17 protein-coding genes are annotated in these 17,578 nt (G+C 43.1%); 6 read left to right on the forward strand and 11 right to left on the reverse strand.

Going from position 1 to position 17,578, the window contains the following annotated elements; genetic code table 11:
- Positions 1-95: 95 nt before the first annotated feature.
- The 6 genes from MHI15_RS28175 to MHI15_RS28200 form a co-directional block, all read right to left on the reverse strand.
- A complete protein-coding gene (locus tag MHI15_RS28175) occupies positions 96-1,406 on the reverse strand; it encodes a 6-phospho-beta-glucosidase (protein ID WP_076303199.1) in 1,311 nt (436 codons plus the stop codon).
- 6 nt (positions 1,407-1,412) lie between these two features.
- Positions 1,413-2,408, reverse strand: a complete 996-nt coding sequence (locus MHI15_RS28180) for an N-acetylglucosamine kinase (RefSeq protein ID WP_341165161.1) — start codon at positions 2,406-2,408, stop codon at positions 1,413-1,415.
- 30 nt (positions 2,409-2,438) lie between these two features.
- On the reverse strand, positions 2,439-3,428 hold the full coding sequence (locus MHI15_RS28185; RefSeq protein ID WP_076305126.1) for a LacI family DNA-binding transcriptional regulator: 990 nt from the start codon (positions 3,426-3,428) through the stop codon (positions 2,439-2,441).
- A gap of 135 nt (positions 3,429-3,563) precedes the next feature.
- Entirely contained in the window at positions 3,564-4,949 is a 1,386-nt protein-coding gene (locus tag MHI15_RS28190; protein WP_076192581.1) for an ABC transporter substrate-binding protein, read from the reverse strand.
- Positions 4,950-5,001: 52 nt separating this feature from the next.
- Entirely contained in the window at positions 5,002-5,880 is an 879-nt protein-coding gene (locus MHI15_RS28195) for a carbohydrate ABC transporter permease (protein ID WP_038568194.1), read from the reverse strand.
- Positions 5,877-6,770 (reverse strand): carbohydrate ABC transporter permease, encoded by an 894-nt coding sequence (locus tag MHI15_RS28200; protein ID WP_036687229.1) that lies wholly within the window; start codon positions 6,768-6,770, stop codon positions 5,877-5,879. The genes MHI15_RS28195 and MHI15_RS28200 overlap by 4 nt, the downstream gene beginning before the upstream one ends.
- A 362-nt stretch (positions 6,771-7,132) precedes the next feature.
- Between MHI15_RS28200 and MHI15_RS28205 the strand changes: the two genes are divergently transcribed.
- Entirely contained in the window at positions 7,133-7,930 is a 798-nt protein-coding gene (locus tag MHI15_RS28205) for an ATP-grasp domain-containing protein (RefSeq protein WP_076126956.1), read from the forward strand.
- On the opposite strand, the gene MHI15_RS28210 is transcribed toward MHI15_RS28205, so the two are convergent.
- From MHI15_RS28210 to MHI15_RS28220, 3 genes are read right to left on the reverse strand one after another with little or no spacing between them, the layout of a single operon-like run.
- On the reverse strand, positions 7,925-9,274 hold the full coding sequence (locus MHI15_RS28210) for a bifunctional folylpolyglutamate synthase/dihydrofolate synthase (protein ID WP_341165162.1): 1,350 nt from the start codon (positions 9,272-9,274) through the stop codon (positions 7,925-7,927). The genes MHI15_RS28205 and MHI15_RS28210 overlap by 6 nt on opposite strands.
- 14 nt (positions 9,275-9,288) lie before the next feature.
- Positions 9,289-10,437, reverse strand: a complete 1,149-nt coding sequence (locus tag MHI15_RS28215) for a hypothetical protein (RefSeq protein WP_179088767.1) — start codon at positions 10,435-10,437, stop codon at positions 9,289-9,291.
- Positions 10,403-11,053: an N-formylglutamate amidohydrolase gene (locus MHI15_RS28220; RefSeq protein WP_076192573.1), complete on the reverse strand. Its 651-nt coding sequence runs from the start codon at positions 11,051-11,053 to the stop codon at positions 10,403-10,405. The genes MHI15_RS28215 and MHI15_RS28220 overlap by 35 nt, the downstream gene beginning before the upstream one ends.
- A 333-nt stretch (positions 11,054-11,386) precedes the next feature.
- Between MHI15_RS28220 and MHI15_RS28225 the strand changes: the two genes are divergently transcribed.
- The 5 genes from MHI15_RS28225 (at position 11,387) to MHI15_RS30830 (ending at position 16,165) form a co-directional block, all read left to right on the forward strand.
- Positions 11,387-12,769: an ABC transporter substrate-binding protein gene (locus MHI15_RS28225; RefSeq protein WP_076126963.1), complete on the forward strand. Its 1,383-nt coding sequence runs from the start codon at positions 11,387-11,389 to the stop codon at positions 12,767-12,769.
- 160 nt (positions 12,770-12,929) lie between these two features.
- Positions 12,930-13,772 carry a carbohydrate ABC transporter permease gene (locus MHI15_RS28230; RefSeq protein WP_036687240.1) on the forward strand — a complete coding sequence of 281 codons (843 nt, stop codon included), beginning with the start codon at positions 12,930-12,932 and terminating at the stop codon, positions 13,770-13,772.
- Positions 13,772-14,605: a carbohydrate ABC transporter permease gene (locus tag MHI15_RS28235; RefSeq protein WP_076126965.1), complete on the forward strand. Its 834-nt coding sequence runs from the start codon at positions 13,772-13,774 to the stop codon at positions 14,603-14,605. The genes MHI15_RS28230 and MHI15_RS28235 overlap by 1 nt, the downstream gene beginning before the upstream one ends.
- A gap of 164 nt (positions 14,606-14,769) precedes the next feature.
- The gene (locus tag MHI15_RS28240; RefSeq protein ID WP_076126967.1) at positions 14,770-15,801 is read left to right on the forward strand and encodes a LacI family DNA-binding transcriptional regulator; all 1,032 of its coding nucleotides are present in this window, start codon (positions 14,770-14,772) and stop codon (positions 15,799-15,801) included.
- Positions 15,802-15,889: 88 nt separating this feature from the next.
- Positions 15,890-16,165 carry an ArsR/SmtB family transcription factor gene (locus tag MHI15_RS30830; RefSeq protein ID WP_370511611.1) on the forward strand — a complete coding sequence of 92 codons (276 nt, stop codon included), beginning with the start codon at positions 15,890-15,892 and terminating at the stop codon, positions 16,163-16,165.
- 30 nt (positions 16,166-16,195) lie between these two features.
- Here MHI15_RS30830 and MHI15_RS28245 read toward each other — a convergent pair whose 3' ends face one another.
- The gene (locus MHI15_RS28245) at positions 16,196-16,426 is read right to left on the reverse strand and encodes a hypothetical protein (protein WP_254847760.1); all 231 of its coding nucleotides are present in this window, start codon (positions 16,424-16,426) and stop codon (positions 16,196-16,198) included.
- 22 nt (positions 16,427-16,448) lie between these two features.
- Positions 16,449-17,561: a GerAB/ArcD/ProY family transporter gene (locus tag MHI15_RS28250; protein WP_076219030.1), complete on the reverse strand. Its 1,113-nt coding sequence runs from the start codon at positions 17,559-17,561 to the stop codon at positions 16,449-16,451.
- Between the last annotated feature and the right edge of the window lie 17 nt (positions 17,562-17,578).

The following is a 17,578-nucleotide window of genomic DNA, read 5'->3' on the forward strand; positions in this document are numbered from 1 at the left end:
ATTCATTTTTGCTTCGGTAGCGAGTATCAGCAACAAGCGCAAAAAAAGAGACCGGGTTCGGTCTCTTTTAGTTATTTCTCGATAGGAGGTATGAATTAATTCGCAAAAAAGTTCGGCAGGAATTCTTTATTAGCTTCCAGCATTTCGTCCAGCATCCGAATCGCTACGTCCACGGACGGAACAAGCGGGTGATGTGCGAGCGCCTGAAGGGCAAGGGCGCGGTCTCCGGTTACAGCGGCGTCAATCGCCAGCTGTTCATAGGTTTTGACAGCATGAATGAGTCCTTTAGCCATGGTTGGAATTTTGGTCAGTGGCAGTGGTAGCGGGCCGTTTTTAGTGACCACGCAGTTCACTTCAATGCTGGCGTCATCTGGCAGGAAGTCCAATATGCCATGGTTTGCGACATTTAGGGTCTGAATGTCGTTTGATCCGTTATGGAGCGATCTCATGAGATTAACAGCTGCTTCTGAGTAAAAAGCACCGCCGCGCTGTTCCAGCTGCTTCGGCTTCTCGCTTAGCTCTAGATTGCCATAAAGCTCGAAGAGCTCTTCTTCTACACGTTTAACGACTTCAGCACGGTTAATGCCTTGTTTATGGGATTCTATCTGCTCTTCGAGCATGGCATCGGTCATATAGAAATATTTTAAATAGTATGAGGGCAGTGCATGAAGGGATTGCAGGAATTCCGGGTTCCATTCTCTTGCTGGTACGTTCTTAGCGCTGTAGCTGGTTGTATCTGCAAGCATATCGTCCAGCTTGTCTTCACCTTCAACATCGATACGAGTAATCCAGTGCAAGTGGTTGAGGCCCACAAATTCGGCATATACACGGTCTGCTGCTACATTATATTTGGCAGAGACTTGCTTGATCAGGCCGATAGGTGCGTTGCACAGGCCAATACTTTTTACCTTAGAATATTTCAGAACGGCTTCGGTGACCATCCCAGCAGGGTTAGTGAAATTGAGCAGCCATGCGTTAGGAGCCAGTTCCTCGATATCACGGCATACATCCAGAATAACAGGGATGGTGCGCAGTGCTTTCATCATTCCCCCAGGACCTGTTGTTTCTTGGCCAATAACGCCATATTTGAGCGGAATCGACTCATCACGAGCACGGGCATCAAGCATGCCGACACGCATCTGGGTGCTGACGAAATCGGCGCCTTCGATCGCTTTACGGCGGTCTGTTGTCAGATGAACCTCAATCGGAAGGCCTGATTTCTCCACCATACGTTTTGCCAAGTTACCTACAATATTCAGCTTGCGAAGACCAGGCTCAATATCTACAAGCCATAATTCGCGCACGGGAAGTTCTTTATAGTGAAGAATGAATCCCTCTACTAATTCTGGGGTATACGAAGAACCTCCACCGATAACTGCAATCTTTAATCCTTGGTTAGCTGCCAAGATTAATCACTCCTGTCTTGTAGTTTGTTTGATCGATTCATAATCCTGAAATTTCCGCATTTTCTCATATACTTCACTACTAATGGTCAACCCATCTTGATCCATAGCTGACCATACTGCACCGACTACAGGCTCTGTGGCAAGGGTAACCACGGTTGCCTGAGGGGCTGCAGCGTGTACAGCTTTCTCGATAGGCTGGCGAATCCAACCGCGATCCCCTCGGGTTAGCAGACTTCCTGCCAGCACCACATCGAAGGCCTCCTGCTCCATGCCTAGCTTGTGAATGATAGCTGCCGCAGACTTACCCAGTTCAACCCCTTGCCGATGTAAAATCTCCAGCGCTACGGCATCTCCTTCAGCTGCTGCTTCAAAGAGCAGGCGGGCAACATTTACGGGGACTTTTTTCCAATGATCAAGGAAATCGTGAAACATATGCCCAACTTCCTCATAACCTAGCATTTTTAGCAGTAAGCCTGTTAATAAGGTGGGCTGTTCCCGGCCGTCCCAAGCTCGGATAACGGAACGAAACACCTCAATATTGAGTGCGCCACCCCCGCCAAAATCACCATACATATAGTCAAAGCCGCCGCATTGATAATGCTCTCCCTGCAGGTTTCTGCCTGCTGAATTGGTGCCGGTGCCGCAGATGAGCGCGACACCATATGGGCGATTCGTTCCGGCGCGTAGACCGATCATAGTGTCACAGTTAATGGTGTATTTGGTGAATCCTATCTGGCGTATCATCGGATGGAGAATAGCATAGTCGGCCTCGCGATCAGCACCGGCAAGTCCGAGATAGGTATGCTGGATGTCTTCCAACCGGAGTCCGGCTTCAACCAGCGCCCCGAATGTGGCCTCTTGAATACTGTTGGCGGCCTCAAGGGCGCCTGTCTGGTGGTTGCCGTTACCACTCTTGCCTTTGCCAAGAACATTGCCATGTTCATCGCTTAGCAGAGCATAGGTTTTCGTGCCTCCCCCATCGATCCCCAAGTAGTAAGTCAATGGTCGTCACTCCTAGTGTATAAATTTAATCTACTCAGCTCCGGTAGATTCACGTACGATAAGTTCAGGATCAATCCGCATCCCGGCTCCACGTTTCATCTTTCCAGAGATGCGTTTGAGCAGCATATCCGCGGCTGCCAGCCCGATTTTGTCTGCAGGCTGACGTATTGTTGTCAGATGTGGATGAAGCTGTGAAGCAATATAATGATCGTCATAGCCGACCACTGCCACCTCTTCGGGTACCTGAATGCCCGCTTCCATCAGGGCATTGATGACTCCAAGCGCGATATTGTCATCCCCGGCGAAGACGGCGGTGGGCAGCTTTCCTTCCTTCAGCCAACGTTTACAGGTCTCGTATCCCATCCCAATATCGAAATCACCAGGCACGATCTCAAAGGGGGCAAGCCCTTGTTCCTGAAGCGCCTGTAGAAATCCACTGCGCCGCTCCCGCGTACTCCGGAACATTTCCTGACCGCAGAGATGAGCGATTGAAGTATGTCCCAGCTCCAGCAGATGACGCGTAGCTGCGTATCCCCCCTTGAAGTTGTCGATCGTGATGGAGTAGGTATCATTTTCGGGCTTCTGATTATCTATCAGCACATAAGGAATACCCCGCCGTTTTAACTCCACAATATAATTGTCCTCTTCCATCGGAGAGAGCAGAATTAAACCGTCTACACGATCCTCCTGAATTAAATAATGGCTATCATCCGATTCGATGCCTGTTGAGATGGATATGGCTAAAAAATAACCATGCATCGCTAATATTTCATTCAGCTCTTTGACCACTGCGTCAAAAAAGGAATCTTGCAGGGTAGTGACAATAATGCCGATAATTCCCGTCTTACCGCTTGCCAGACTGCGTGCCGCAGCATTAGGGCGGTAATCCAGCTCTTTAATTGCCTCCAGCACCTTTTGGCGATTATTCTCGCGTACCGATTCGGCCCCATTTAACACCCGGGATACGGTTACAACGGATAATCCGGATTTTTTGGCTACATCAAAAATACTAACTTTCATCTTTAATTCTCCTCACGGCAGATTTTCCGATCCTGTTTTCTACTTTCAGTATACAGGGTTGGCAGACTGTCCGCTAAACGTATGATTTCACGCAGGTATACCGTCCCTAAAGGGGGCGGTATACCTGCCAAACAGTTATCGCTGAATGATCTCTGTAACCTTCTTCTGAATCGTCGCCATCACCTCTTCAACCGTCTTATGTCCAGTTTCTACTGGCTGCAATTCATTAATGAACATGTCATTAATTTGCGAGTAGTTGGTGATTAAGTGGTTATAGGATTCGAAGCCGTAGTTAACAGCACCCTCGTAGACATTTTTGATATCCTGTGGATCGATACCTTCAAAATGTTTATAGTAAGCTTCTGCAGCTTCGGTGTTGACTGGTGGGTTACCGCCACTAAGCTCAATGGATTTCTCTTGCACTTCGCTTGTGATCAGGTATTTGATCCATTCAAAAGCTTCCTTCGGATGTTTGGAGTCCTTCAAGATCAGCAGCGGATCGACATAAAGGGTGCTGCGTACCTTTTCGTTTCCTCCCCATGGTACAGCGGCTACGCCAATTTTGAAGGGGAAGTCATTTGCACCTGCAAGGTTCCATGAGCCTCCGATAGACATGCCGATTTTACCAGCAACAAAGGGATCGCCGTTCTGTCCAGCTACACTTTTGCTCCATTCGGAAGAAGGAGAGACTTTATCCTTAAAGACAAGATCAAAAAGCTTGTTGTAGGCAGCGATCACTTCAGGGGAGTCAAAATAAGTCTCGGAAGGCACGCCGCCATTAGTCCATGTATCTTCTGAGTAAGGCTCCGCTCCAAAATATAACGGCCGCATATCGCGTTCGGACCAAGTGAAGTCTACGCCATATTGAGTTTTGGCGATATCATCGGATACAAGCGTCATTTGTTTAGCTTCGTCGACCATTTTTTCAAACGTCCAGCTCTTATCTTCATAATCGCTTGTTGGATAAGTCAGTTTGGCAGCATCAAACATGTCTTTGTTATAGAGCATTAAGGTGACATACATATTGACCGGGATGCCGTAAGTGTGATCTTTAACCTTGTAGATACCCATTAGATTCTCTGGGATACTATAATCCTCTGCCTTGAAACCATCCTCTTTCATAAGGTCGGTCATATCGAACAACATACCCTTATTGTAGTATTCTGCGAAACCTCCATACCCCCAGTGACTTGTCACGTCGGGCGATTTGCCGCCGGCAATTAGCGTTTGCAGCTTGCTGTCGAACTGCTCATATGGCGCTTTTTCCACTTTCACTTTAATATTCGGATGCTGCTTCTCGAAATCAGGGATTAATTTTTCGACAAATGTGCGGTCTTCTGAATCTATTGTGTAATGGGTAATCGTTACCGTTTCTGCTTTGCCTCCAGAATTAGTAGAGCCACCGTTTCCTTCAGATAGGGCGTTACCCGCCGATTTGCCGCCGCTACAGCCTGATAAGGCTAGAACAACGAGCATGGTAGCTGCAAGTAAAAGCGCAATACTTTTCCTGTTCTTGTTCATTAGCTAAACCCTCCATGATTTCAAGTATATTTGGCCGCCGGATGGCGGATTATTACTTAATCCCTGTAAGTACAATCCCTTCGACGAACTGTTTCTGGGCTACAGCAAACAGCGTAACGATTGGGACCATAGCTAGAACCGAAGCAACCATTAGCAGATGCCAAGGTGGAATGCGGAACCTCGATGAGGTAAGAGAAGCCATCCCGACGGGTAGCGTGAACTTATCTGATGAGCTTAAGTAAAGGACTGGCGTAAGCAGATCATTCCAGTTGTAGATAAAAGCAAAGATAGCTACGGTCGCAAGTGCAGGTTTGGAGAGTGGGATTGCTATGGTAGCCCACATCCGTATTTCACCACAGCCATCAATGCGTCCGGCATCAAACAGCTCTTCAGGCAATGTGGAGAAGAATTGGCGCAGCAGAAAAATATTATAGGCTGAGCCGAAGAAAGCAGGCACGATCAGGGGTAAAAAGGTATCTATCCAGTTCATTTGCGAAAAGAGTACAAATTGCGGAATCATAATGGCCGGATAGGGTAACATCATGGTGCTCAGCAGCAGGATGAACCACACCTGATTACCTGTACCTCTGAATCTGGCGAATCCATAGGCAACCAGCGCCGAAGAAATCAAGGTTCCCACAACACTAAAGCCGGCGATAATCAGACTGTTTTTATAAAGAGTACCGAACTGCAGGGTATCAAATATTTCTGTGTAATTGCTCCACTGCCAGCTCTCCGGAAGAAAGGTGGGTGGGAACTTCAGCATCTCGCGTTTGGACTTAAGTGAAGTGGAGACCATGAAGAACAAAGGAAGCAGCATCAGAAATGTTGTAACTACTAGAGTAATAAAGCTGAAAATCTTAACAGGCTCCGCTTTCCGGCGGCGTTTTGTTCCTTTAGTCCGGGGGCTTAGCGCTCTGACTGTACTCATTTGCGTCCGCCTCCTTCATAGTGAACATAACGGTTAGACAATTTCATAATTAGTGCGGTGCAGAGCATAACTACGATAAGGAGCACCCATGCCAAGGCTGAGGAATAACCGGCACGATATTCTTTGAAAGCGCTGGTGTAGAGATTATAGACATAGAACCAGGTAGAGTAATTCGGCCCCCCTTGAGTCATGACAAAAGCTTGGGTAAAGACTTGGAAGGAATCAATTAGTCCCATAATCAGTTGGAAGAGCAGCACGGGAGAGATCATCGGTAAGGTAATGTTCAGGAAGATTCTGAAGCGCCCGGCACCGTCAAGGTTAGCGGCTTCGATCAAGCTAGCCGGTACGCCTTGCAGACCTGCGAGGAATAAAATCATTCCTGAGCCTGCTGTCCAGAAGGTCATGATGATCAAGGCATATAGTGCAGTGTCTGGGTTCATCAGCCAAGCCGGTCCATGAATGCCGAACCAGGAAAGGATGTAATTAAAGAGCCCGATCTGCGGGTTGAAGATCCAGTACCACAGCAGGGACATGGCCACGCCGGATACCATGCTTGGAAAATACATTGCTGTTCTGAAAAAGCCGCGCAAAGGAATGGTCTGGTGAAGCAATAGTGCAAAGCCAAGACCGAGTGCAAGCTGGATAGGTACACCGATGAAGGTATATCTCAGCGTGACAACCACCGATTTCCAGAACAGGTCATTGTGAAACATCTCTGTGTAGTTAGCGAGCCCGATAAATTTAGGTGGGTGTATGATGTCATAATCAGTAAAGCTGAAGTAAAGCGATGATAAGATAGGATAAAGGGCGAATACTAGGAAGCCGATAATCCAAGGAGAAATGAACAGATACATGTAGAACGTCTGCCGCCTGTTCTCGCGATTGATCATGACACACCAACCTCTCGTTTTAAAAGTATAAGCGCTTTAACTTTTGATCATACTAACACTATTAATTAGCAATAATACTAGGTACCTAGAGATTAAAGTTTAACCGCTTTAACTTTTTGATTCGCTTTAATAAGCTTATCATAGAGGATGATCACTAAATAATCAACACTTATTTTAACTATAAAAGCGCTGTCAGTCATTAAACGTAACATACAGTCTGTCATTTTTGTGAAAAAGGGACCTGAAATAAGATTCGGGAGATTATTGTGTTAACTATTATAACGCAATTTTATTATTTTTTATTAATATTCCTCATGCTATGATTAGGTTTGGTTATATTTTGTTAGAAATGAGGAAACTGAATGACGACTAGACCTTACTTAAAAATGATCCAGCATTCTGTTACAGCCTCAGGGATTAGCTTTGAGGAAATTACACCGAATTTCGTATATAGAGCGACAGATGGAGTGAAATCATTTGTGATGGTAGACGCTGAGATCGGACTAAACAACAGTGCTTCTACGATCATTGCCATGAGTAAATCTCTAACTTATGATGTTTTGCATAAGGCGAATATCCCAGCCGTAGAACATATTTATTTGCCGCATCCAGACTCCAAATTTAGCAATTTGAATCCTTATCCATTGGCTGAGCGTTATTTCCAAGCATGCAATGGGGAGGTAGTTATGAAGCAGGATAACGGGGCGCAGGGAAATCATGTGTACAAAATCAATGAGATAGCCGATCTGCACGAAAAGCTGGATTTATTATTTTCTTTACAGCTTAATGGGGCAATAGGTCCTTATTATGAAGCGGAGATTGAGTATAGAATTGTAACTTTTAATCATCAGGCGCGTGTATTCCTTGGCAAAAAAAGAGTTCGTTCGTGGAAGCACAATTTGATTAACGGAGCTGTTACGATTGAGGTGAAAGATCAGGTCAAACAAGAGGCGCTGGCGGAGCTTGCCTCCCGGACCTCTAAAGCGCTGGGCCTTGATTTCTGCTCAGTAGATATCTTAGAGACAAATCAAGGCTTGTTGGTGATCGAAGTCAATCATAAGGTAATGTTAGATGAATATTGCAAACAAAATCCAAGTGAAGTACCTGGCCTCTCAGACCTTTACAGGGAGGTTATTCTTCAGCGTATGAATCAGTTATAAGCCGATATTCAGCAGCGATTGCCCGAATAATCTTTTGGCATTTCCGATTAGAGTTTGCGTACCCACGATTACAATAATCTCGGAAGGTGATTGTTCTTTAATATACGTAAGAGCGTCCTCTAAATAAGGGAATTCGGAACTTTTTTCGAGAAAACTTTTAGCGATAAGCGGAGCATCCGTAGGGAAAATTAGATGGCTTATATCGGGTTTGGTTACGATTAGTTGATCCGAGACTGTACTCATGACTTCGATGACCCCTGTGTAATCTTTATCCTTAGGGACACCGATGATGGATGTGACGGTACGGCTGCGCTCAGGATTCACTAATTGAATAAGTTCAGCCAGATAGCTTGCAGAATCTCTATGAATAGCTCCGTCAATAATCGTCAGTGGGTCATGACAGATAACTTCACAACGCCCCGGCCATTGTAATTGTTCAAAACAGTGATGTACGATCTCCTGATCAAGGGGTCCCCCTGTAATCTCTTCACAAAGTGCGACTGCGCTGGCAGCATTGACCGCTTGAAACTGTCCCAATAGCGGGAGGGTCAAGGATGGATAAACGGCTGACTTCGTCCGGACATCAAAAGTAGTTCCGACAGAAGTGGTGGTGATAGATTCAGCTAAAAACTGTTCTTCATAATATTGCACAGGGTTGGAGGAGAGGTTGTCCTTCATGATCGCAAGAACGTCGGATTTCTGTTTGCTAACATAGACGTTTGTTGTGTTGTTTTTGACAATCCCCAGCTTGTGCAGTGTAATGCTGTTCAGATCAGGTCCCAAATGGGCTACATGCTCTTCCATAATCGGGGTAATGACAGCCCAGTCATTGCTCAGGACATTGGTGTCATCAAACCTTCCTCCTCTACCGCATTCAATCACATTGATATCTGTACCCTTCTCCTTAAAGTACAAAGCCGCAATAGCCAAAGCAACCCCAACCGGACCTTGATATTCATCAGCAGCAAGCTGCTCTTCGATCTGGTGGAAGCCCCCGCGAATTACATTACCTAATCGTACAAAATCTTCTGTGGCTATTGCCTGCCCATTAATCCGGATTCTTTCGTTGAAATCTACCAGGTGAGGGGAGGTGAATAACCCCACTTTATATCCCAAGTGACTTAACAGAGAGGAAATAAATCTAGAGGTGGAGCCCTTACCTTTACTGCCTGTGACCAGTATGTATTTTTGATTGCGATCCGGACTTCCGACTGCATCCAGTAATGCTCTGGTTAACTCCGGTTTTCTAACTTCTTCATCCAAAGTTTCTGTAATGTTGTTAATGGCCCTTAGGTAAGAGCTGTAGATCATATCTTCTACTTGGGATTGTGAAGTGAATTCCACGGAAATCCCTCCATTTAATTAATTTTGGCGCGTTCCTCAGATAGTGTTGTGTAGATGATAATCGGAAGTAACACAAGAGAAATGATGACGGTCAGAGCGATGCTCCAGTTCAAATCCTTATATAGCTGTACTATGGTGAACAACAAAGCGATAACAGGTAAGACTAGTTTATTTAAGTGCTTTAGGAATAAGGAGTACATACTTCTTTTTACGGTAACTGATGTGCCGATGCTTGGGATTTCTAACTCGTTACGCGATAAGGCGGTGATCCCGATAAATAAGTGGCTGTCGATAAATTTAAGCTGCTCATTATCCGCATGAAGCTTGACTGACTGGGCAATATGCTCCGTATCGATGTCTAAGATGGGGATGGTGATTTGTTTGGAATTATAGGAGATCACGATCTGATCTGTTTCTTCCATGCCTAGCAGTTTTCTAACATTCGGATGAATTCTGCATAAATTCTGGTGCTCATCAAAAGGGTAAGGATGACCCACTCTGAGGGTGAGCTCTCTTTTGCCAATAAAAAAGTTCCCTAATGCACTTAAGGGCCGTTGGATCAGTTGATTTATAAGTTTATGTATGCCTGGCTTGGGTTGAAAACGCGTCCTAGCGCGAGTAATGATTAATGGATCATGCCCCTCGGAATGGGTTTCAAGCAATAACATGATGTATCTGTTGAAGTAAAGGGTATTCGGTTTGGCTGTGCTATCTTCTCGTAAAGTTAGGTTTACCCGGAAGCCATTTTTGGGATTGATAAGTTCTACTTGATTCGTATATTTACGGACGAGTGCTGGACAGGCTTTTACATAGGGTTTGGCAATCTCGTCCACTTTAGGAATTCCCCGAAGAACTGTGTCGTATTCTGGCTTCGTTATTGTTAATCCTGTAGTCAGGCAGTCCCCGAGCTTGTCCTTTGCCCGCTTGGATAATTGGATTGTACCTCTTGGCACCTCATCTGCCGATAAAATTAAACAGCTGACTTTGACACCATTCTCTGCTGTAAGATCAACGAAGATATGCTGGACTAAACCTAATTCCTTTAACTCTTCGGAGTTCATTGTGATTTCTTCACGAGGTTGAAGGCTTTGTTTGTCTAGAATAGTAAAGGTTTGCTCGATAATAATGTCAGACACCGCCCAATAGTTTAATGATTTGTTCAAGGGAATGAATGGTTTTTTGGAATAAATCAAACGCATTCGGGTTACGATAATTTCGATTAATTTCAATTTGAATACTTTGAACTAACAATTCCTTAGCGCAATATGAAGTAATTGTTCCAGGATGGGATGCAGAAAATGTATGATTTTGTCGAACATTGGTAATACCATTATTGTTAAAGATGCCTATGACGTCATTTAAATTATTCTCTCGTATAGAGGTTCCGTACAGTGTCCCTAGGTCAATATCAAACTCTCGAAGTTTGGAAGCTCCGTGCAGATCGATCACAAACTGAATGCGATGTTCTTTGACAAGCGCTCGTAGCGCAGCCTTATATTCTCCACCTAAGATGTAATTTGGGTCTTCTTTGGAAAAGCTATTCGAATAAATACAGTAGCAATTGGTGAGCTTTTGTAACAAGAGGGCAAGGGAGCCTGTATACATGTCAGCTGGTTTTACAGCATGTTCTCGAAAATGATTAATGGCATGTGGAGCTGAGACTAGTACAGGAAGGGAGCCTTCTACAATGGAGTAAGAGGGATCTACCCCGATATCGCCAAAATAATTATTATTGGAGAATTGTAGCTCATACTGTTCGATCAGAGATAAAATATGCAATCACCTATTCATAGTTATTTAATGGGTCGTTAACCATTAGTATGTCCTAAGCATTCACCATTCATGAATAAGGATGAATCTATTATAACGCTTGCAAGGTTTGCCGTGGGCAGTTTTTCCATAAAATGATTCTAAAAGATTGGCTATTGAAAAGTTCAAAATGGTGTGCTAATATTTCAATTGAAAACGTTACCGATAAGGATACCGAGAAGGATACCAAAAAGTAGGCTGGGGATTACTTAAGCAAATGAAAACGCTGACATAATTTTCACTAACAGCATCGGAACGTCTTCATGCGAAGTAATCTAATAAAAAGTACGAGGGGGAAGAAGAATGAAGAATATCAAAAAATATTTAGGGCTCATGTTAGTAATGTCTATGGTTGTTGTCTTAGCGGCAGGATGTGGAAATAAAGAAAATAATTCTGCATCCAATGATGGAAACGCTACATCTGGTAAAAAAGGGTCAGTTTATTTCTTGAACTTCAAACCTGAGATTGCAGAAATATATGAAAAGATCGCTAAGGATTACGAAGCAGAGACAGGAGTTAAGGTAAAAGTCGTAACGGCTGCTGCGGGTACTTACGAAACTAAATTGAAATCCGAAATCTCCAAGTCTGAAGCGCCAACTATTTTCCAAATTAACGGACCTGTTGGTTTTCAATCCTGGAAAGATTACACCTTGGATTTGAAAGATACTAAGCTTTACAGCTATCTGTCCGACAAAAGCTTGGCTGTAACTGAAGGTGAAGGCGTGTATGGTATCCCTTACGTAGTTGAAGGATACGGCATCATCTACAACGACGCAATTATGAAGAAATACTTCGCTTTGGCTGATAAAGCGGTATCGATCTCCTCCACAACTGAGATCAATAACTTCGACACTTTGAAAGCAGTAGTAGAAGATATGACGGCTAAAAAAGACCAACTGGGCATTAAAGGTGTATTCGCCTCCACTTCCCTCGCTGCTGGTGAGCAATGGAGATGGCAGACTCACCTTGCAAACTTGCCGCTGTACTATGAATTCAAAGACAATACTGAGTTTGACAACACCGTTCTTGCGGGTCTAGCTTCTAAAGAAGTTGAATTCAAATACAACGATAAATTTAAAAACATCTTCGATCTGTACATCAAGAACTCTGTAACTAAAGAATCCTTGCTGGGTAGTAAATCCGTAGCTGACTCCATGGCTGAATTTGCACTTGGTAACGCAGCTATGGTTCAAAATGGTAACTGGGCTTGGTCACAAATCAACGATGTTGACGGTAACGTAGTTAAAGCTGAAGAAATCAAATTCTTGCCTATCTACACAGGTATGGAAGGCGAAGAAAAACAAGGTTTGGCTGTAGGTACAGAAAACTATTTCGCAATCAACAGCAAAGTATCTGCTGAGAACCAACAAGCTTCTATCGCTTTCCTGGAATGGTTGTTCTCCAGTGAAAAAGGTAAAGCTTATGTAACTAACGATCTAGGTTTCATCGCACCATTCAATACCTTTGAAGACAGCGAAAAACCAGCAGATCCACTTGCTAAAGAAGTATCTGCTTGGATGGAAAAAGATCTTACTTCTGTAGCTTGGACATTCGCAGCATTCCCAAGTGAAGAATTCAAAAACGTCTTTGGTGATGCGCTCTTGCAATACGCTCAAGGAAACAAAACTTGGGATGAAGTTGTAACCATCTTCAAGGACACTTGGAAGGCTGAAAAAGCAAAATAATAAATGCATGGAAAGATGCTTGAATAACTCTCAGTTGTCATACAGATAAAAGCTTAGTGCCACTGGGCTCCCTCGGGATTCAGTGGCACTAAGCAACAATTGGAGTGGATCTTGCTACATCTGTTTCATCATTTTCCATACTGAGATAGGAGAAGACTCCATGGAAAAATCGATAAAAAAATATTTTGCTCTTTTTGCATTACCGACCATAATAGCCTTTGGAATTGCCTTTGTGATCCCTTTTCTTTTGGGTATATATTTGTCTTTTACAGAGTTTACTACAGTCAATGATGCAACATGGATAGGGTTTGGCAATTACGCTAAAGCTTTTTCGAATCAAGAGTTTCTAAATGCATTAGGTTTCACCGTTAAATTCACAGTTTTATCTGTTCTTACTATTAATGTGTTCGCCTTCATCTTGGCGATGTTATTAACTAGAAAGCTAAAAGGTACCAACGTATTTAGAACGATCTTCTTTATGCCTAACTTGATAGGCGGTATCGTATTAGGATACATCTGGCAGTTGATTTTTAATGGGATTTTGTACAAATTTGGTGTCACTTTGACCTCTGATGCAACGTATGGATTTTGGGGACTAATCGTTCTTATGAATTGGCAATTGATAGGGTACATGATGATTATCTATGTTGCAGGTATTCAGAATGTTCCTAAAGATATAGTAGAAGCCGCAAGAATTGATGGAGCTTCACGTTCTAAGATTTTGCGTAATGTGACTATTCCACTCGTAATGCCGTCCATTACTATTTGTTTATTCTTAACCTTATCCAATTCATTTAAATTGTTTGACCAGAACTTAGCGTTGACCGCTGGTGCTCCTTCTAAGCAGACCTCCATGTTAGCACTGGACATCTACAATACATTCTACGGAAAATCAGGATGGGAAGGTGTCGGTCAAGCGAAAGCCGTCGTATTCTTTGCTTTAGTAGCCTTAATCGCCTTAATACAACTTGTCATTACTAGAAGAAAGGAGGTTGAGAACTAATGCAAAAGACTAGAGCAAAAGATTACTCTATATTCACCATTTTGTTGGTCTTGGCCATTGCGTTCTTATCTCCTATTTTTATTGTTCTGATGAACTCCTTCAAGGGTAAGTTCTACATTAGTGATACGCCGTTCTTATTCCCTAATGAGACTACGTTTGTTGGTTTAAAGAACTATACTAGTGGTGCAGCAAAGATTGATTTCTTCAGTGCCTTCGGAATGTCCTTGTTTATTACGGTATGCTCGGTGGCTGTGATCGTGTTATTTACTTCCATGACTGCATGGTACATTACCCGGGTGAAGTCCAAATTCACAGGCATGATGTATTATGCGTTTGTATTCTCGATGATCGTGCCTTTCCAAATGGTTATGTTCACAATGACTAAGACTGCAAACGTGCTGCATCTCGACAATCCGATTGGGATTATCTTAATCTATTTAGGGTTTGGATCAGGGCTGTCTGTGTTTATGTTTAGCGGATTTGTGAAGTCTATCCCGCTTGAGGTTGAAGAAGCGGTAATGATTGATGGCTGTAATCCACCTCAGGCCTTCTTTAAAGTGGTATTGCCCATCCTGAAACCTATTGCTGTAACTGTAGCTATCCTTAATGTAATGTGGGTATGGAACGACTTCCTATTGCCAGACCTGCTGATTGGTACAGAATATAAAACGATTCCTATTGCGATCCAGTACCTAAAAGGTGGATACGGATCGATTGACATGGGAGCTATGATGGCGATGCTGGTCTTAGCTATTGTGCCAATCATCATTTTCTACCTGACTTGTCAAAAGTACATCATCGAAGGTGTCGTTGCAGGTGCGGTTAAGGGTTAAGCTTGATCTACCTCGTTAAATAAATTAATATTCATGTAAGAAGCGAGTAGGGTGTTTTTCTTGGTGGGTGACCATCAGGAATCCCCTGCTTTCTTATTTTGACTATGAAGTTGAATAAGGATTAAGGAGTTTGATAGATACTAACAAGTAAAGGATAGATAGAAATGGAGAGACTGACTATTATAGACATCGCCAAATTATGCGGTGTTGGCGTGACTACTGTATCAAGGGCTATTAACAATCATCCGGATATTAATGAAGAAACAAAAGCGATGGTTATGAGGGTTATCAAAGAAAATCATTATGTCCCGAACAACAGTGCAAGAAATTTAAAACGTTCTGATTCGAAAACGATTGCAGTATTGATTAAAGGGATATCCAATCCATTTTTTAGCCCGATGATCAAAGTGTTCGAAAAAGAGATTCAACGCAAGAAATACTCCTTCATCCTACAACGAGTTGATGAGAATCAAGATGAGATCGAAGTGGCGATTGAGCTGGAGAAAGAAAAAAGGCTGAAGGGAATTGTCTTTTTAGGAGGGCTATTCTCACACTCTCAAGAGAAATTACAGCAATTAACGGTTCCATTTGTCCTTAGTACGATCGGAATGACGGAAGAGTTTGATTTGAGCGACTATTCTTCTGTATCTGTCGATGACTTTAATGAGAGCTATAAGATTGTGGACTATTTATGTAATCTGGGGCATGAGAAAATCGCAGTCATTACTGCACCAGAAGAAGATGTAAGTATCGGTAAGTTAAGATATGAAGGTTATAAAAGGGCTTTAGCTGATCATGGAATCGCTTATAATGAGCGGCTAGTGCGGCGGATGAAAGAGGATATCGACAGTTACAGTATGGAAAATGGGTATGCGGTTACAAAAGAATTGCTAGAGTTAGGTGAAGAGTTCACCGCTATTTTTACCTTATCAGATAGTATGGCTATCGGCGCCTGTAAGGCAATATTTGAAGCGGGCAAGCAAGTCCCGGAAGATTACTCTGTGGCTGGTTATGACGGATTGGATATTTCCTTCTATTATAATCCTTCTATTACTACCATCAAACAGCCGGTAGTGGAGATTGCGGAAGCTACGATTAAGATTCTTTTTGATCTCATCAATAAGAAGGTTAAGCATGCGCATCAGATTTTCCCGGCAGAATTAATAGTTAGAGAATCTACAAGGTCTTTATTGTAGTTTCAACAAGTGAGTATGTTTAAGTTTATTTACGAATCGGGGTGGGGAGATAGAACCGCAAGAGATTAAACCTAACGATATCAACAGCATCACACGGTTTCTCACCGCATTTGGTGATCCTACTCGGATTCGGATTGTTACGTTATTAGGGAATAAAGGTCGGCTGAATGTTGGGGAAATTGCAGGTGAATTCGAAATAAGCAGGCCAGCGATTTCACATCATCTCAAAATCCTACGGGATGCCCGCATTGTTGACCATAAAAAGAGAGGCCAGGAAGTCTATTACTGGCTGGCGCGTGAACGGCTAGCAACAAACTTTAGGGCGCTTGCTGATTTGGCAATGTCGTTTAATCATGGGGACTAAGCCATCTCAAGGGAATGGTTCAGTCCCATTTTAGGATAACCAGGCATTTACCATATCGGAGACGGGTTTATAGATAAATATCATCCATCCCAATGGGTTAGAGACCGAAATATGTAACGCATTAATAAGACTGAAGAAAGTTCCCAGCAACAGAAGAAATGAGAAAACCCACATCTCCTTGATTAATTTTTTCCTCCACATCAGGGGAACTTCAATGGCTGCTATAACGGCTACAACTATGAGAATCACTACTATACCCAATATTCACAACCTCCCAAACCATCTAGTTTCGAGATATTAAGTCTTTGCTCAGTGCTCTTCTGAACATTACTACGCTTAACAAAACCAGGGGTAGAAATAACCCAAAGGTTATAACATAATACACCCAATAATTATCAAAAATTTCGCCGTAATAAGTGTAATTTGGGGCTATAAGAGGTGCTAGTGCGACCAAAATCAACCCTGTCGGTAAGGATAACACTCGATACTCCTTCAATTTTAATAATTGGGACAACCCCAGAATAAAAGCATAGAAATACAAAGTTACTTTTATAAAGAAAGTTAACATCCACTGTAGAGCTATCATGGCTTCCACCCGCTCAAAGATTCCACCAACAGATATGCGCCTTGCGATGTTATAGCTGGGATATATATCTCTGGCCGTCAGATCCGGACCTAAGACCAGTATGGAGACGATGAGCGTTATGAAAATTACAGTCCCCCCTAGGAGGGTGCCTTGTAAAAAACTCCTTGTTATCTTTTGTTGTTTATCTACATAAGGAAGTATCATTAGAAAGACGACTGGTTCTAAAAAAGTGTAGGCCGTAATGGGAATAGTCCCTCTCAGTACTGGCTTTATTCCATCTTCCAGGATGGGGAATATTCTGATAATTTCCATCTGAGGAACAATTGCGACCGTCAGGATCAGAAATAGGATAACGACCATTGGAGTGAAGATCTCTCCCGCTCGTCCGATAACCTCAATACCGAGCCGCGTTGCCATAATTACGATAAGTATAAATAAGAGCAGGATGGCCGGGATAGGAGTTCCAGGCAACATTTCTGAAATCACAAAATCACTGATCTCCCTCATACTTCCAGCGATAACTATAAGAAAAAACAATAAAGTCATAAGCGATAGAATAGTCCCAAGCCATTTTCCGAAGACCTTTTGAATGGCCTCAATAAGCGTTAATTTGGGATATAACTTTGCGAACTTGCTGTACATATAGTTGGCCAGCAAACCTAATGCCATTCCAATTAAAGCTGAAATCCAGGCGTTTTGTGTGGCGTAGTGTGTGGATGAAGAAGGGATTATAAGGATGGAATCCCCAATAGTAAGGAGCATAACCAGTAAGGTTAGCTGGCGAGTACTTATTTTTCCCTTTTCCAACATGGTTTTGTTCACTCCAA

Origin of the sequence: Paenibacillus sp. FSL H7-0918 (genome assembly GCF_038007025.1) — a bacterium.
GTDB classification, from domain to species: Bacteria; Bacillota; Bacilli; order Paenibacillales; family Paenibacillaceae; genus Paenibacillus_AQ; species Paenibacillus_AQ odorifer.

Coding starts and splice junctions, on each gene's coding strand:
- MHI15_RS28185 (WP_076305126.1), bottom strand. CDS start 3,428: ATGAAAGTTAGTATTTTTGATGTAGCCAAAAAATCCGGATTATCCGTT.
- MHI15_RS28190 (WP_076192581.1), bottom strand. CDS start 4,949: ATGAACAAGAACAGGAAAAGTATTGCGCTTTTACTTGCAGCTACCATG.
- MHI15_RS28195 (WP_038568194.1), bottom strand. CDS start 5,880: ATGAGTACAGTCAGAGCGCTAAGCCCCCGGACTAAAGGAACAAAACGC.
- MHI15_RS28200 (WP_036687229.1), bottom strand. CDS start 6,770: ATGATCAATCGCGAGAACAGGCGGCAGACGTTCTACATGTATCTGTTC.
- MHI15_RS28205 (WP_076126956.1), top strand. CDS start 7,133: ATGACGACTAGACCTTACTTAAAAATGATCCAGCATTCTGTTACAGCC.
- MHI15_RS28225 (WP_076126963.1), top strand. CDS start 11,387: ATGAAGAATATCAAAAAATATTTAGGGCTCATGTTAGTAATGTCTATG.
- MHI15_RS28230 (WP_036687240.1), top strand. CDS start 12,930: ATGGAAAAATCGATAAAAAAATATTTTGCTCTTTTTGCATTACCGACC.
- MHI15_RS28235 (WP_076126965.1), top strand. CDS start 13,772: ATGCAAAAGACTAGAGCAAAAGATTACTCTATATTCACCATTTTGTTG.
- MHI15_RS28240 (WP_076126967.1), top strand. CDS start 14,770: ATGGAGAGACTGACTATTATAGACATCGCCAAATTATGCGGTGTTGGC.
- MHI15_RS28250 (WP_076219030.1), bottom strand. CDS start 17,561: ATGTTGGAAAAGGGAAAAATAAGTACTCGCCAGCTAACCTTACTGGTT.